This is a genomic window from Nitrospirae bacterium CG2_30_53_67 (assembly GCA_001873285.1).
GTDB lineage: Bacteria > CG2-30-53-67 > CG2-30-53-67 > CG2-30-53-67 > CG2-30-53-67 > CG2-30-53-67.
Window position 1 is genome coordinate 1 of record MNYV01000075.1, and the last position, 16,225, is coordinate 16,225.

The window sequence follows — 16,225 nt, forward strand, 5'->3', positions numbered from 1 at the left end:
GCCCGAATTACTGGAAGTCGTGCACAGTCTGATCGAGGAAAAAAGAGGGATTCAATTCATTCTGACCGGCTCCAGCGCGAGAAAGCTCAAAAGAACGGGCGTCAACCTCCTGGCCGGGCGCGTCCGGATGAAGCGCATGCACCCCTTTGTCGCCGCGGAACTTGGAAAGAACTTCGATTTGAACCATGCGTTGCAGCATGGATTGATCCCGGTAGTTCTGGACAGTGCTCAGCCGGCTGCTTCCCTGAACGCATACATTGACCTCTATATCCGGGAAGAAGTCCGAATGGAAGGCCTGACCAGAAATATCGGCAACTTCTCAAGGTTCCTGGAAGCCTTAAGTTTCTCTCACGGTTCCGTCTTGAATATCAGCAACATTTCAAGAGACTGCCAGGTGCAGAGAAAATTAGCGGAAGGCTACCTTCATATTCTGGAGGATCTCCTGCTGGCGTTCAGAGTTCCGGTTTTTACAAGAAAGGCAAAGCGCGCCGTAAGCCGGCATCCCAAGTTCTATTTCTTCGATGCCGGCGTCTACAGCAGCCTGCGCCCTTCGGGCCCGCTTGACCGGCCGGAAGAAAAGACCGGAGCCGCGTTGGAAGGACTGATCGCCCAGCACCTGAGGGCATGGATGGATTACAAACATCCCGATTGCCGGCTCTTCTTCTGGAGAACCAGTTCCGGCCCTGAGGTTGATTTCGTGGTGTATGGCCCGGATATTTTCTGGGCCGTGGAGGTTAAGAATGCGGCCGATGTGCGTCCCGAAGATATCAGGGCGCTCAAAACCTTCGGAGAGGATTATCCCGAGGCGAAACGAATTCTCGTCTATCGCGGCAAGGAGCGGCTCAAACGAGAAGGGATTCTCATCGTGCCCTGCACGGAATTTCTCATGACACTCTCCTAATCGTCATCAACTTGCGCCCCGAGCGGGCCTGGGACAGGCGCTTTGTGTGTCCTTCAAATCGCAGGGATTGCTTCCTCAAGAGGCGCTGCACGCGAGCTCTTGCGCCTCGCGGAGATAGGGCTCATCGAGATTCTTGTGCCGCGCCAGGCGATCGTTGAGGCCGACCGGAACATTTCGGCAAAACTTCCTGAATGCCTGACGGATCAGGCTTTTGCCTTGGCCGGCTTTACAAACCTATCAAGAAACACAACAACCGGGGTGGCTACAAAGATCGAGGAATAGGTTCCCACCACGACCCCCACGATCATGGCAAAGGCGAAGTCGTGAATGACCTCACCGCCCAAAAAGAATAGGATCACCACCACGATAAAGACGGTCAAGGAGGTCAGGATGGTCCGGCTCAGGGTCTGGTTGATGCTCTGGTTGATGGTCTCATCAAAGGTCTCCTTCTTCTTAAGCTTCATCCTTTCCCGGATCCGGTCGCAGACCACGATGGTGTCGTTCAGGGAATACCCCACGATGGTGAGGAGCGCGGCAATGATCGGGAGGTTGAACTCCTTGTTCAAAAGCGAAAAGACCCCGATGGTAATGAGCACGTCATGGATCGTGGCCAGGGTCGCGCCCAGGGCAAAACGGAACTCGAAACGGAAGGTGATATAAATCAGCAGAGCGACCAGGGAAAACGCCAGGGCCTTGAGGGCCTTGAGCTGCAGATCACGGCCGACTTGGGGCCCCACCTCTTCCACCCTTTGTACGGCGAAGGCATCCTTGCCATAGGATTTCTGCAGAGACTCGGTAACGAGATCCGCAACACTCCCCTTGCCTTCGCTGGACTTCTCAAGCCGGATCATGATCTCATCGGGGCTTCCGTATTCCTGGATGACGCTGTCGCCCAGATTGATCTCTTTGAGACTCTGCCGGATTTTGCTGATGTCCGCAGGCGCATTGAATTTGAGCTCAACGAGAGTCCCGCCTTTGAAATCAATCCCATAGTTCAACCCGCCGTGCCACATGATGGATCCGATGCCGATCAGGATCATCGTCCATGAGGCGACAACTCCGATCCACATCTTTTTTACAAAGTTGATATTGATATCCGGTTTGATGATCTCCATGCGCCTGTCTCCGTTTGATAAAAATGAACCTCAAATACTGATCCGGTTGACTTCCCATTTCTGCAAAACAAAATCAAAGATCACACGGGTGACAAAGATGGCCGTAAACATACTGGCAATAAGGCCCAGGGAAAGGGTGACGGCAAATCCCTTGATCGGGCCGGTTCCGAACTGGAAAAGGAAAAAGGCCGTGATCAGCGTCGTCAGGTTGGCATCAAAGATGGTGATGAAGGCCTTGGTGTATCCTGCATCCAGGGCGGCGCGCATGGTTTTTCCCAGCCGGAGTTCCTCCCTGATCCGCTCGAAAATAAGGACGTTCGCATCCACGGCCATACCGATGGTCAGGATGATCCCGGCGATACCGGGAAGAGACAAGGTCGCATTGACGGCGGCCATGACCCCCAGGATCAGAAGAATGTTCAGGATCAAGGCGACATTGGCCACCAGACCGGAGAGTTTATAGTAGATCACCATGAACAGGACCACCAGGATCCCGCCGATCAAGCATGATTTGATCCCCTTCGCGATGGAATCCCGTCCCAGTGACGGGCCCACGGTCCGGTTCTCCAGGATGCTCACCGGAGCGGGAAGAGCGCCGGCCCTAAGCACGATGGAGAGGTCCTTGGCCTCATCCAGGCTGAAACGGCCCGAGATCTGGGCACGGCCTCCGGAAATCCTCTCATTGATCACCGGAGCGGAATAGACGGCATTATCCAGGATGATGGCCATCCGCTTTTTCACATATTTCCCGGTGATCTGATCAAAGAGCTTGGCCCCTCGGCTGTCAAACGTCATGTGCACGTAAGGATTGTTGAACTGGTCATAGCCGACGCGGGCATCGGTGATGGTGTCCCCGGTCATCAGGACCCTTTTTTTCAACAGCAGGGGGGATTTTTTCCCGGGGGTTGCGGTCTTCTCATAAAGAATCTCGTCGTCCGGAGGGATATCTCCGGAGAGGGCCTTGTCCAGGTCGTTCTCATCGTCCACCAGTTTGAATTCGAGCCGCGCCGTCTTTCCGATCAGTTCGATGGCCCGTTTGGTATCCTTGAGTCCCGGGAGCTGGATCAGGATCCGGTCCTTGCCTTCCCGCTGGATGGTGGGCTCGGCAACCCCGAATTCATCCACCCGGTTCCGGATGGTCTCCAGACTCTGATCAATGGTCGCGTTCTTGATCCTCTGGATCTCCTGATCCTTGATGGTCAAAGAGACCTTGTTCTCTCCAAGCTCCTCAACGTTTAATATGTTGTATTCATCCTGGATGAACTTCTTGACATCCTCCAGTCCCTTCCGGTCGAGGGTCGAAACGTCCAGGGCGCCGTCCGCTTTATCAACGGAGACATATTCGATCCCTTTATCGTCCATGAGTGTCTGCAGTTCATCCACCATCCGGTCCAGGGTCGAGTCTATGGCCTTTTCCGTCTCGACTCCTAAAATCAGGTGCATTCCTCCCTGAAGATCGAGCCCCAGATTGATCTTGTGCCCCTGCACCGGATAGAGAAAGTAGGCCGATGCCACGATGGACAGCGCTATCACCCCGATCCGCCACTGCAAACTCTTATCCATCCCCGACTCCTTTCACAAGACTCAGCCAAAAACCCTGACGGCAGGCACGCCCTTATCGCGTCGTCATCGTTCGCATATAAAACAAATAAAATCTTCCCTCACCCATCAGAGGGATAACTCCCCCCGGCCCCCTCTTAAATAAGAGGGGGAGAAAGGGGGATTTTCCATCATGCATTGCCGACACAAAGTCGATCTTCCCACTGTATACACGGAAGAATCAAAATAAATTACAAATAAATTTCAAATGAAGAATTTATCATATAAAAAAAATAAACTAAAGAAAAAAATGTAACCTGCTGAATATTTCATGAAAACGGTCAGACCGGGGACAGCCATTTCATCCTTTGGATACGGCCTGATCCGTTACGATTTTCCTCACGATGGCGCTCCTGTCCACCCTGATCTTGACCTTGTCGTCCACCTGCAGGGTCACGGTATCGGACGTGATGGCCTTGATCTCCCCATGGACTCCGCCGGATGTGACCACGCGGTCCCCTGCTCTGAGAGCGGAGAGCATGGTCTTGAGTTCCTTGGTCTTTTTCATCTGCGGCCGGATCAGAAGAAAATAAAAAATCAGGACCATCAGGAGCAGGGGGGCTATCGAACCTAATGCCCCTCCGGGAGCCGCCGGTGTTGAAGTCGCGTCTTGCGCATAGGCCAGCATTTCAAACATCTTTTTCTCCTTTTTGTAAAGTTAAAAAATAAGGTCCTTCTCCCATCTAATGAGTAAAAAGGGGTCGAGGGTTCAAGGGGTCAAGGATTCAAGTGAAATACTGAAAGGCCAGCAAAATCTCCAGAGAAAAACCCTTGACCCCTTGAACCCTGGGACCCTCGGCCCCTGATGTTTTCACCCGCTCTTTTGGAGATGATCTGCATCATAAAACTCATGCCGGAATGCTTCAAGCCTTTTTTCCCGTATGGATTCTCGGATCCGTTCCATCAGGCTCAGATAAAAATAGAGATTGTGGATCGTGTTCAGCCGCAGGGCGAGGATCTCACCGGCCATGAAAAGATGCCTGAGATAGGCCCGTGAATAATGCCGGCAGGTATAACACCCGCATTCCGGATCCACGGGACCGCCTTCGTTATGGTGGACTGAATTCTTGATCACCAGTCTTCCATGGCGCGTGAACAGAAAACCGTTTCGGGCATTCCTTGTGGGCATCACACAGTCAAAAAGATCGATCCCCCGGATCACCCCCTCGATCAAGTCCTCGGGTTTTCCGACCCCCATCAGATATCTCGGCTGATCTTCGGGCATGAAAGGCTCCGCGGCCTCAACCATCTCATACATCATGGGCTTGGTCTCACCCACGCTGAGCCCCCCCATGGCATACCCGTCAAACCCGATCTCCACAAGCCTCTCGGCGCACTCTTTTCTTAAGTCAGGGAACATCCCCCCCTGAATGATCCCGAATAGGGCCTGGTCAGGCCGCGTCTTCCTGATCTTGCATCGCTTTGCCCACCTTAATGTGAGCTCCATGGATTCACGGGCATACTCCCGTGTTACCGGATACGGGGTGCACTCGTCGAAGGCCATGATGATGTCGGCGCCCAAGGCCTCCTGGATCTCGACGGCAAGCTCCGGGGTGATGTGGCGGCTGGAACCGTCAATATGGGACTGGAAGGTCACGCCGTCATCCCGGATCTTCCTCAGGGCGCTGTGGCTGAAAACCTGGAACCCGCCGCTGTCCGTTAAGATGGGACCGTCCCAGTTCATGAAGCCGTGCAGCCCACCCATGTCACGGATCAGTTCATGACCGGGACGCAGATAGAGGTGGTACGTATTAGCCAGGATGATCTCCGCCCCGGACTCCTTGACCTCTTCAGGGGTCAGGGTCTTGACCGCGGCCTGTGTCCCCACCGCCATAAAGGCAGGGGTTTGGATATCCCCGTGAGGTGTGGTGATCCTGCCGAGACGGGCCCTGGTCGCAGTATCCCTGCTGATCAGATCAAAGCGAAATTCCACTCCATCCCTTTCAGAGAATGAGCATGGCATCCCCATAGGAGTAGAAACGGTAGTCCATCCCTCTCGCCTCCTGATAGGACCGGTCCAGCAGATCCTTGCCGGCAAAGGCCGCCGTCAGCATGAGGAGCGTGGACCGGGGGAGGTGAAAATTGGTGACCAGTCCTTTGACCACACGGAACCGGTAGCCGGGATAGATGAAAAGACCGGTCCGGCCGGAAGCACGGACGATCCTTCCCCCTTGATCAACGGCCGACTCCAGGGTCCGTGCGCTGGTGCTCCCTACGGCAATCACCCGTCTTCCCTCACGCACGGCATCGTGCACGGCCTCGACCGCCTCCCCGCCTATGGCATAGGATTCCTCGTCCATCCTGTGCGCCGAGATATCCTCGACCGTCACGGGCTTGAAGGTTCCGTACCCGACATGAAGGGTCACGAAGACGATCTGCACGCCCATCCCGCGTATTTTCTCCAGCAGGCCTTCTGTAAAATGCAGCCCGGCCGTGGGTGCGGCAACGGCCCCGGGGGTTTTTGCGTATATGGTTTGATACCGTTCCCTGTCCAGGACGGAATACCGGTTATCCCCGTTCCTGTTGATATAGGGGGGGAGCGGAACGCCCCCGTGATGCTGAAGATAGGTCATAAAATCCTGTTCCATGAAAAAACGGATCACCCGTTTCCCATCCGGGTTCAAGGATTCAACCACGCCCTGTTCACCGGTCCTCAGAATGACCCTGGTCCCCCGTGCAACCTTGCCCCGGATCAGGGCCTCCCACCGGTTGTCCCCGAGGCCGGCCAGGAGAAGAATTTCGATTTCAGAGCCTTTCTCCTTGACCGCATGCAGCCGGGCCGGAATCACTCGAGTGTCGTTCAGCGCCAGAAGATCGCCCGGACGCAAAAACTCGGTGATCTCGAAGAAACGCCGGTGCAGGAGTTCTCCGGTCCGGCGGTTCACAACCATCAGCCGTGCATGATCACGCTCTAACGCGGGCTCCTGGGCGATACGCTCGGCCTCAAGGGGGTAGTCATAATCTGAAAGATGCTTACCTGACACAGGCCTCCCCTCTTCAATGTCCGATCAGAGTAAAACAACCGAACAGAACCAAACAGGGTTTTCCTTATTTTCGAAAGAAAAAATAGAATAACAAAAATAAGATAATACTTAGAATGATGCTGGTCGTCAAAGGAAAATAAAAGGTAAAATTCTTTTTCCGGATAAAGATGTCTCCGGGAAGCCTGCCCAGCCACGGGATCTTCCCGGCAAGGAGGAGCATCCCGCCGATCAGGACCAGGAGAAAACCCGTAAAAATCAGGAATTTACCAATGGTTGTCCAGGGACTCATCATCTCTTCTTTCAAAGGCCTTTTCAGGGTAAAAAGGATTCAAGGGTTTCAGGGTTCAAGGGTTCAAGTGAAATACCGAAACGCAAGAAAAATCTTCAGAGAAAAGCACTGGAACCCTGGACCCCTGATGTTTTTGGCACTTCACTTGACCCCTGGAATCCTGGACCCCTTGACCCCTCGGTCCCTTATGTTTTCAGCACTTCACTTGACCCCTGGAATCCTTGACCCCTTGGACCCTTATGTTTCACCCGCTCTTTTGGAGATGAACCTTTTTTTGCCTCCGGCTTCTTTTTCATGTAGCGTTCCATCTCGCTGTAGATACACCCGCAATAGGCCTGGCGGTAGATCCCAAGTTCCCTGGACCGGTCCGCCCCGGCCTTCCATCCTGTGCGGAAATCCTCATAGTAAAAGGGAATGCCCCTCTCCTTGGCCACGTCCTCGCCGACACGTTTCACCAGATCATGCTTCTGATAAATACTGTAAAGGAGGGTTGTGGAAAAAGCGCCGGCCCCCTGCTCCACCGCCTCTTGGGCGGCGGCGGTCAAACGCATACGGTAACAGTGAAAGCAGCGATTCTCTTCATGGAACACCACCTCTCGAAGAAACTCCTTCAACAGGTATTGGTCCCTGACGATCAAAGGGAGATCCATGGACGAGGCATAACCCGTCAGGGCCGAAAGACGCTTTCTGTATTCTGTCAAGGGATGGATGTTCGGGTTGAAAAAGAACCCCGTGGTTTCGACCTTCCGGTCTCTCAGAACCGTCAAGGGATATATGGAGCAGGGCGCACAGCAGATATGGAGCAACAGCTTCAAAACATCTCCTCCTGAGGGCTCTTCCTGTAGGGTATCCCGAAATGCTCATAGGCATTTTTTGTGGCCACCCGGCCTCTTGGTGTTCTCGCCAGGTATCCGTTCTGGATCAGATAAGGCTCGTAGAGATCCTCAATGGTATCCTTTTCTTCGCTGATGGCCGCGGCCAGGGTTGAAATCCCCACCGGCCCCCCGCTGAATTTCTCAATCAGGGTCCGGATCAGTTTCTGGTCCATATGATCCAGCCCCATGGAATCCACGTCCAGATGGAGCAGGGCCTGATCCGCCACTTCTCGGGTGATCACGGGATCCCCCTGCACTTCTGAAAAATCCCGCACACGGCGGAGAAGCCGGTTGCATATTCTCGGCGTTCCGCGGGACCGTCTCGCAATCTCATGAGCCCCCTCCGAATCAATGGAAACGGAAATGATCCGTGCGGAACGGATGATGATCTGTGTGAGATCCTCGATGCTGTAAAAATTCAGGCGCTCGACCACGCCGAATCGGTCCCTTAACGGCGAGGTGAGAAGCCCGGCCCGGGTGGTGGCGCCCACCAGGGTAAACCGGGGAAGGTCCAGCTTGATCACACGCGCAGAAGGCCCCTCCCCCAGAAGAATATCAATCTGGAAGTCCTCCATTGACGGGTAGAGAAGCTCCTCCACCACTCGGTTCATCCTGTGGATTTCATCCACAAACAGGACGTCCCCGTCCTTGAGGTTGGTGAGGATCGCAGCAAGGTCGCCCGGCCGCTCCAGCACGGGCCCCGATGTCGCCTTGATATGGACCCCCATTTCATCTGCAAGGATATGAGCCAGCGTGGTCTTCCCCAGGCCTGGGGGGCCGTAAAGAAGGATATGGTCCAGGGCCTCCTTCCTGGCCTTGGCCGCTTCAATAAAGATACGGAGGTTATGCTTGATCTTCTCCTGTCCGACAAAGTCATTCAGACATCTCGGACGGAGGCTCGAATCCAAGACAACCTCGTCTATGCCTTCTTTTGGACTGATGATGCGGTCTTCTTCCATAACCATAACCATTTGAACCGTTCAAGCCGTTTAAACTGTTTGAACCGTTTGAATCTTTTGAACGGTTTGAACTGCTTTTACCGTTTGAACCATTCTTTTTATGCCTTTGAAAGCAGCCTGAGAGACTCCCGGATCAGGTCCTCCACAGAGCGATCTTCTTTTTCATCAGCCAGCCCCTGAATGACCTCCCTGACTTCACCCCTCTTGTACCCAAGATGGACCAGGGCGGCCATGGCATCCTTGTATGGACACTGGTCCAGCAGGGAGAGCGCGGCGCTGGAAACGCCTTCCGGGTTGATGGGCTCATCCGGGATCTTATCCTTGAGTTCCATGCAGATCCTCTCCGAGGTCTTTCTCCCGACACCGGGAATGCCGCGGAGCCTTTCGACATCTCCGTGGCGGATGGCCGTCCGGAGGCTTCCCGTATCCAAACCGGAGAGGAGTGTCAGGGCGATTCTGGGCCCGACCTTGGACACGGAAATGAGCTGTTCAAAGAGATCCTTCTCCGAGGAGGTCAAGAACCCGAAGATCTGCATGGCATTATCACGGACATGGGTATAGGCCTTAAGACAGACCTGGGCGCCCGCCTCCGGCAACTGATAAAATGTTGAGAGTGGAATTTCCAAGAGATACCCGACGCCGTTCACATCCACGATAATCTCTGATGGATCCTTCTCTTCCAAGACACCTTTGATCTGGGCAATCATCTCTGGTTTCCTCTGCGGCGCCTTCATCCCTGCCTGTGCTACGGCAGACAGGGCGCCCCTCTACGGGCGTAGATCTTTCCCCCGGGGTCTGCGACAAATTTACAGGTAAATATTTCTCTAAGAGCGTCATTCCCCGACTCGATCGGGGGACCGGACAATGACAAACATATGTAATCCTGATGTGTACCCATAAATTTGTCGCACACCCTTTCCCCCGGCGCCCGGCCGATCCCCCGGGCGGATCTCCCTGCTCTATTCCTTCGGAAGATCCCGGCCATGCCTGCATCTTTCATTCTGATTCTTTAAGGTGACGGCCTTCAAGTTCCGGCGCATCATCCTGCTCTGGCTGTGGCAGATGGCTATGGCCAGGGCGTCCGAGGCATCGTAAGGATCGGGCAGGTAAGGAAGAGCAAGGAGGCTCTTCACCATTTTTTGGACTTGTTCCTTGTCGGCTCTTCCAAAACCGGCGACCGCCTTCTTGACTTCCGCAGGGGTGTAATCAAAGACCTCAAGGCCGTAATTTACGGCCGCCAGAATAGCCGCTCCCCGAGCATGCCCCAGTTTAAATGCGGAGCTGACGTTCCTCGCAATGAAAATGTTCTCCAGGGAAACCACATCGGGGCGCTTCGATTCGATGATGCGGTTGAGTCCATGATACAGCCTTTTCAGGCGGTAGGATATCGGCAGTGTTCCCGAGGTGCGGATCACTCCGCAATCCAAAAATACCAGAGCGCCGTCTTTCTCTTCGATGATCCCGAACCCGGTCTGAACCGAACCGGGATCAATGCCGAGTATGCGCACTCAGATACTCATCCTTTCCATGATCTCATCATCAATTTCATAGTTTGCATGGACGGCGTTCACGTCGTCATTATCTTCCAGCGCCGAAACAAGTTTCAGCATCTGCTCCGCCTCCTTACCCTCCAGTCGGACCGAAGTCTGGGGTATCTTGGTCAGCTCAGCAAGCGTGTACCGGATTCCGGCGGTATCCAGGGCCTGTTTCACGTTTTCGAAATGAGGAGGCTCCATAATGATTTCGAAGGTCTTACCTTCATCCTTGACGTCCTCAGCCCCGGCATCGAGAGCCGTTTCCAACAGCCGATCTTCATCGGCGCCCTCTTTTTCGACCACGATCAGACACCGGGTTTGAAACATCCAGGAAACGCAGCCGGTTTCTCCGAGGTTGCCGTGATTTTTTGAGAAGATATAACGGATTTCGGAAACGGTACGGTTCTTGTTGTCGGTCAGGGTCTCGACCAGAACGGCGACGCCTCCAGGACCGTAGCCCTCATAGACGATCTCTTCATAGTTGACGCCGGGCAGTTCCCCTGTCCCTTTCTGGATGGCGCGTTTGATATTGTCTGCCGGCATGTTGGCCTCTTTGGCCTTCAGAATAACCGCCCGAAGCCTCGCATTCGATGCGGGGTCGCCTCCCCCTATACGGGCGGCCACGGTAACCTCCTTGATGATCTTCGAGAAGATCTTCCCACGCTTGGCATCCGCCGCCCCTTTCTTATACTTGATGGTGGACCATTTTGAATGACCTGACATAACCGGACTCCTTTAACTCTTTCAGCCCATGAAGAACGCTATGTTTATTGTTTTAGGTTTTTCTCCCATTTAGTGGGTAAAATAAGGGTTCAAGGGGTTCAGGGTTCAAGGATTCAAGTGAAATACTGAAACGCAAGCAAAATCTCCAGAGAAAAACACTTGAACACTTGACCCCTCAGACCCTCAAGTTCTTGAAAAGCACTTCACTTGACCCCTGGAATCCTTGACCCCTTGACCCCTGATGTTTTCACCCACTCTTTTGGAGATGATCCTTTTTTTATGACTTCCTTCTCCAGAGGGATAGCAGCCGATCCCACCAGCTTGCAGCCTGGATCTCCCCTGGGTCCTGCGGCGTCTCTTCATCCTCTTCTTCCTCACCGTAGATGAGCGTGGTTCTTCCATCCAAGATGTCGATCTCCGGATGATCCTCGCTATCCGGACCAAGATCGTATGCGCCCTCTCCGCTGAAGGAAACCTCTGACTGAGACGCCTTTTTGAGAGAGATTGAAACACTGAGGAGATATTCCTCAGAAACGCCGTTCGGAAGCTTAATCTGAAGGGGGATCAGAATCCCTCTCCCTTCATTTCTGCCGGAAGGCCTGATATCGAGCCTTTTGGAAACAACAGGCCGGCGCTCGAAGAGGCGGTTTTCTCTTTTAAAAGGCTGAAGAGAAATATCCTCCTCATACTCCACATTCTCTTCCTCGGAGATCAAGTCCTCAAACGCCTTGAACCCCTGGTCCATCTGTTTTCCCGGCGCCTGCCCCCGTGAATGCGCATTTACGGATCCATTTTCATTAGATTTTTTCTCTTCCATGTCGTCCGTCCCATTCAGGACCGAATGGCAGGATACCATCCAATCCATACCATAAAACATCTCATCAAGTCAATGGATTCCGTCTTCCACGTAAACAGCATCCGCGCCGCCCGATTCTTTGATGACCCCTATTCCCCGGAAGCCGTGCGTTTCAGACCCTTGATCCCATACGCCGTCAGTTTTTTATGAACCCCGTAGGATAGGACGAGACGAAGACTGTTTACCCGGCCGCCGATCAAATTTTCGGTCTCTTCGTCCACCAGAATCTGGCCGGGAGAACCGGCCTGCATCAGGGTCAAAGCCCTTTCCCACGTATGGCCGAAAACGGCATAGGGGATGCCCCCCGTCCTCTCCCGAATCAGGAGATCTCCTGTAGCCACGCCCACTGAAACGCCATACCCGTTCATGTCTTCCTGGGGCAGCCCTTCACCAAAACGTGAAAAAATCTTGAGAAGGTCAACGGATGCAAGAACCGCCCGCCAGGGGTCTCCATGATCAGGAAAGGGAAGCCCAAAAATCCCCATGACGCCTACGCCGGCATCCCCTGCCGCATCTCCGCTGTGCCGGGCAATGACTTCCCGAACTTTCCGGAGATGCTGTTCGATCCTCCGGATCCTTTTGGAAGCCTCCGGGTCTTTCTGCATGGCCTCATTCTCATGGAGATGGACCGAGAGCACGGTCACCTTGTATTCTCCTTCCATCTTATCGAGAACCGGGGAGTTGTGGAAAACCTTTTCGGAAAGCCTCTGGGAGAGCCCCCCTTCATAACATTCACGGATCCAGCGGCCGTTCTCGAACTCCTCATAAAGACGGTGATTCACAATGGCAATGGCCGCCTGTCTCGAAAGGACCTGCAGGATCTCAAGATCTTTATCTGTAAACGGACCTTCGCGCATCGGGTCGGAGAGATTGATGACGCCGAGGACTTTCCCCTCATGAAGCACCGGCGCCGAAAGCAGGGTCCCGGATCGATACCGGTCCCGCTTGAAGGGAACAAAACGGGGATCCTTTTCTATGTCCTCGATCAGAAGCGGCTCACCCTTCTGAGCCACGTAACCGGCTATGGCCTCACCGACCAACAGCCGTGTTTTTTGTGCGATCTCATCCTGGAGCCCCCGGTAGGCCTTGACCACAAGGTCCCCTTTGTCCTCCCGGAGGAGCATAATCGATACGCTTTTCACAGAGATCTTCTCACAGATCATCTCCACAATCAAATCAAGCACCACATCCAGATCAAAGAGCATGGAGACGGCCTGGCTCAGGTCCACCGATGCCAGCATCTCAAAAACCTTCTGTTCCTTCTCCGATTCCCTGGCCATGAGAGAAAGGACCTCTTTATTCAGCTTCAGGGTGGCTGACCGCACCTGCTCATCGAGCGCCTCTTTGAGCCGGCGATTTTCCTCCTCAAGGGCCTGCAGGCGCTCCGCCGTGACCTCGGTTCCTCCGTTTTTTTCCGCTCCGGCCTCCCTGACCGGGACCGTCTTTTCCCCGGGATCCTTTTCAGGTCTTGGATCCTTATCCTCCTGCTTTTCAAAAGCAAGGGACTGCTGCATCCAGCCGGTCATCATCTCTTCATACGAGGAGAGGACCTCCCGTTCAGCAGGGGAAAAGGCATCCCTTCCTTTTCTGCCGAAAACAACCATCCCTTCCATCTCCCCCACACGGATACGGATCGAGAGCAGGCTGACAAGCCTTCGAGCTTCAAAAAAGTCCTTTTCATCCTTCTCCTTCCTGAGGTCAGGGTAATAGGCCTCCTCTCTCTTGATGGATCTCAATAACCAAGGAATCCGCTGCTGGCCCAAAAGAACCTCACCGATCTTTCCTCCCTGGTCCCGTTCCAGACCCCGCAGATTCCCATCCGGATCCAGGAGGAGAACCGAGCAGAAATCAACCTCGATGGGCGGGTCGTTTTCCAGAATTTTCTGAATGCAGTCTTTAAGACCCGGAGGGGGGCTGAAAGCAGGGATGCCGCGCACCAGCTTTCGCTGTCCGTGATATAGCGATAGAATCCGATCCGCTCTTAAGACCACCGAATAAACAATCCCGGCGAACACAAAGTAGAGAAAAACGATCCCGCCGAGTTCCAGGTTCCATCCCTCGGATACCACCGAGGTGTAAAACGCATGATACAGGGTCATCACCGAAGGGATCAGGGCAATGGGAAACCAGGCCCACCTCCGATTGTAGCAGAGACCGATCCCCAGCATCAGGACAGGAATCGTCAAATACCACTGGACAGAAAGCCCCTTCATCTGGATCAGGGAAGAAACCGCGAAGACATCCAGAAAATAGATGCCGATCGCTACCCCCTGTTGAATCCGTCTGGTGTAGCGGACCAGGAGCATAATTTCCGATACGGCAAAATACCCCAAAGCCGGCCAGAGAGGGAAGAATCTGCCGGATTCGATCAAGACGTAAACCGTCCATGCGATCAGAAGGAATACGGCAAACCTCAGGATAATGAAAGTCCATGACCGATGAATGGAGTCGTCTATTCTGTTGTTCCAAAACCTCATTTCGTCAACCCAGCTTCCTGGCGCAGGATATTGAAAACGCGGGAGGCCGCGTCAAGATTCATGGAAGGGGCCTGAGCCAGATCTTTCAGACTCGCCCGGCGCACCCTCTCCAGACTGCCGAAATGCCGCAGCAGCGAGAGGGTCCGGGTCTTTCCTATCCCCTTGATCTCTTTTAAACGCGAGGTCAGGGTGTCTCGGGTGTGCAGTTTTCTGTAGTACGTCACCGCAAATCTGTGGGACTCGTCTCTGATTCTCTGAATCAGATGGATCACCGGATCGGCGGGGTCCAAAACGACCGGCTCCCTGCGCCCTGGCAGATAGATCCGGTCAACGCCGTTCTTTCCGGCATCAGGGTCCCCGGGCTTTGCCAGGGCCATGAAATCCGTACCCTCAGTAAACCCTTGCTCACCGGCGACGTGGAGCAAGATATTGAGCTGCCCTTTTCCTCCGTCTATGAGGATGAGGTCGGGCATGGGAAGAGCAGCATCCTCCCCGGAGCCATAACGGCGCGTGAGGACCTCGAAGATCATGGCATAATCATTGGGGCCTTCCACCGACTGGATCCTGTAGTGCCGGTAATGGGATTTCAAGGGTTTCCCTTTCTCAAAAACGACCATGGACGCTACGGGATATTCCCCCTGGATATTCGAGATGTCAAACGCCTCGATCCGGAGCGGGAGCTTCTTTAAACCCGCCGCATCCTGCAGATCTTTCAGAATAACCAGATCCCGGTCTCTCTGATTGAGATGGGACTGCAGGGCAAGCGCTGCATTTTCGTCGGCCATACGGACCAGCTTGAGGTTGATGCCCCTCTGCGGGACCCTCATCCTCACCCGGCGCCCGCCTACGGCTGAAAAGGCCTTTTCCATGGTCTCCGTCTCCGATTCCGCAAACGCGAAGGGGGCAAAAATCAAGGGCGGGATGAGCCTCTCTTTGCTGTAATACTGCATCATAGTCGTCCTGAGTATCTCCTCCTCTTTCTCGTCTCCGGGCCGTTCGATAAAAAAGTCTTCCTTCCCGAGCAGCTTTCCGCCCCGGACGAAGAGAATCTCCGCGCATACCGTTTCACCGCTCATCGCCGTACCGAAGACATCCTTGTCCTCCATGTTCGGGCTGATGATCTTTTGCTGCTCGGTCATCTTCTCGATGCGCCTGATCTGGTCCCGGATCACGGCTGCTTTCTCGAATTCGAGGGACCTGGATGCCTGTTCCATCTTCGTGGAAAGTTCACGGATCAACGGCCGGTTCTTCCCCTGCAAAAAAAGAACGGCCTGCCGAACCATCCGGGAATATTCGGCCTTGGATATCGAACCGGTACACGGAGCGAGGCATCTTCCGATCTGGGCGTTCAGGCAGGGTCTCTCCCTTTTCCCATCTATCCTGTTTTTGCATTTCCTGAGCGGGAAGGTCTTTTCGATGAGGTCCAGGGTCGTACGCAGGTGACTCCCTGGAACGTAAGGCCCGAAATACCTGGACCTGTCCCTGCCGATCTTACGGACCACATCCAGTTTGGGATAATCCTCCTTGACCGAAAGCCGAAGATAGGGATAATGCTTGTCGTCCCTCAGGAGGATGTTGTATTTCGGCCTGTTCTTCTTGATCAGATTGCTCTCAAGAATATACGCCTCTGCCTCAGAACCGGTCACCATGAAATCGATCCGTTGGACCTTCGAGAGCATGACCTCGGTCTTGGGCGTGAGTTTGGCCGAAGCAAGAAAGTAGGCCCTGACCCTGGATCTCAAATCCTTGGCTTTTCCGATATAGAGGATATCCCCCTGCCGGTCCTTCATGAGGTAGACGCCGGGAGACCTGGACATTCGATCGACAGTTTCCAGTAAAGATTCATTCATTGAAATATCCCATAATCAAATACTATTTCTGGTTCCCTATTTCTGGTTCTTCTCCTCTACGA

Annotated in this window: 15 protein-coding genes; 1 reads left to right on the plus strand and 14 read right to left on the minus strand. The window is 54.0% G+C overall.

All coding sequences use genetic code 11. The features are described 5' to 3' along the window. Positions 1-10: 10 nt before the first annotated feature. A complete protein-coding gene (locus AUK29_04150) occupies positions 11-901 on the plus strand; it encodes a hypothetical protein (protein OIP64561.1) in 891 nt (296 codons plus the stop codon). 203 nt (positions 902-1,104) lie between these two features. Here AUK29_04150 and AUK29_04155 read toward each other — a convergent pair whose 3' ends face one another. The 14 genes from AUK29_04155 to AUK29_04220 all read right to left on the minus strand — a co-directional run bounded on the left by AUK29_04155 (position 1,105) and on the right by AUK29_04220 (position 16,163). Further along, positions 1,105-2,016 (minus strand): protein-export membrane protein SecF, encoded by a 912-nt coding sequence (locus tag AUK29_04155; GenBank protein OIP64537.1) that lies wholly within the window; start codon positions 2,014-2,016, stop codon positions 1,105-1,107. A 30-nt stretch (positions 2,017-2,046) separates the two neighbouring features. After that, the gene (locus AUK29_04160) at positions 2,047-3,579 is read right to left on the minus strand and encodes a protein-export membrane protein SecD (GenBank protein OIP64538.1); all 1,533 of its coding nucleotides are present in this window, start codon (positions 3,577-3,579) and stop codon (positions 2,047-2,049) included. A 337-nt stretch (positions 3,580-3,916) separates the two neighbouring features. Next, on the minus strand, positions 3,917-4,240 hold the full coding sequence (locus AUK29_04165; GenBank protein OIP64562.1) for a preprotein translocase subunit YajC: 324 nt from the start codon (positions 4,238-4,240) through the stop codon (positions 3,917-3,919). Positions 4,241-4,426: 186 nt separating this feature from the next. Continuing rightward, on the minus strand, positions 4,427-5,578 hold the full coding sequence (locus AUK29_04170) for a tRNA guanosine(34) transglycosylase Tgt (protein OIP64563.1): 1,152 nt from the start codon (positions 5,576-5,578) through the stop codon (positions 4,427-4,429). Further along, positions 5,559-6,599 carry a tRNA preQ1(34) S-adenosylmethionine ribosyltransferase-isomerase QueA gene (locus AUK29_04175; protein OIP64539.1) on the minus strand — a complete coding sequence of 347 codons (1,041 nt, stop codon included), beginning with the start codon at positions 6,597-6,599 and terminating at the stop codon, positions 5,559-5,561. The genes AUK29_04170 and AUK29_04175 overlap by 20 nt, the downstream gene beginning before the upstream one ends. Positions 6,600-6,663: 64 nt before the next feature. Further along, positions 6,664-6,888, minus strand: coding sequence for a hypothetical protein (locus tag AUK29_04180; GenBank protein OIP64540.1), 225 nt, complete (start codon positions 6,886-6,888; stop codon positions 6,664-6,666). 185 nt (positions 6,889-7,073) lie between these two features. Beyond that, positions 7,074-7,703 carry a hypothetical protein gene (locus tag AUK29_04185; protein OIP64541.1) on the minus strand — a complete coding sequence of 210 codons (630 nt, stop codon included), beginning with the start codon at positions 7,701-7,703 and terminating at the stop codon, positions 7,074-7,076. Continuing rightward, entirely contained in the window at positions 7,700-8,722 is a 1,023-nt protein-coding gene (locus AUK29_04190) for a Holliday junction DNA helicase RuvB (protein OIP64542.1), read from the minus strand. Before AUK29_04190 ends, AUK29_04185 begins: the two co-directional genes overlap by 4 nt. A 98-nt stretch (positions 8,723-8,820) precedes the next feature. Next, entirely contained in the window at positions 8,821-9,429 is a 609-nt protein-coding gene (locus tag AUK29_04195; protein ID OIP64564.1) for a Holliday junction DNA helicase RuvA, read from the minus strand. Positions 9,430-9,681: 252 nt separating this feature from the next. After that, positions 9,682-10,230 carry a crossover junction endodeoxyribonuclease RuvC gene (locus tag AUK29_04200; GenBank protein OIP64543.1) on the minus strand — a complete coding sequence of 183 codons (549 nt, stop codon included), beginning with the start codon at positions 10,228-10,230 and terminating at the stop codon, positions 9,682-9,684. Next, positions 10,231-10,980 carry a transcriptional regulator gene (locus tag AUK29_04205; protein OIP64544.1) on the minus strand — a complete coding sequence of 250 codons (750 nt, stop codon included), beginning with the start codon at positions 10,978-10,980 and terminating at the stop codon, positions 10,231-10,233. 277 nt (positions 10,981-11,257) lie between these two features. Beyond that, on the minus strand, positions 11,258-11,845 hold the full coding sequence (locus AUK29_04210; GenBank protein OIP64545.1) for a hypothetical protein: 588 nt from the start codon (positions 11,843-11,845) through the stop codon (positions 11,258-11,260). Positions 11,846-11,925: 80 nt separating this feature from the next. Continuing rightward, entirely contained in the window at positions 11,926-14,313 is a 2,388-nt protein-coding gene (locus AUK29_04215; GenBank protein ID OIP64546.1) for a hypothetical protein, read from the minus strand. Continuing rightward, on the minus strand, positions 14,310-16,163 hold the full coding sequence (locus tag AUK29_04220; protein OIP64547.1) for an excinuclease ABC subunit C: 1,854 nt from the start codon (positions 16,161-16,163) through the stop codon (positions 14,310-14,312). Before AUK29_04220 ends, AUK29_04215 begins: the two co-directional genes overlap by 4 nt. Between the last annotated feature and the right edge of the window lie 62 nt (positions 16,164-16,225).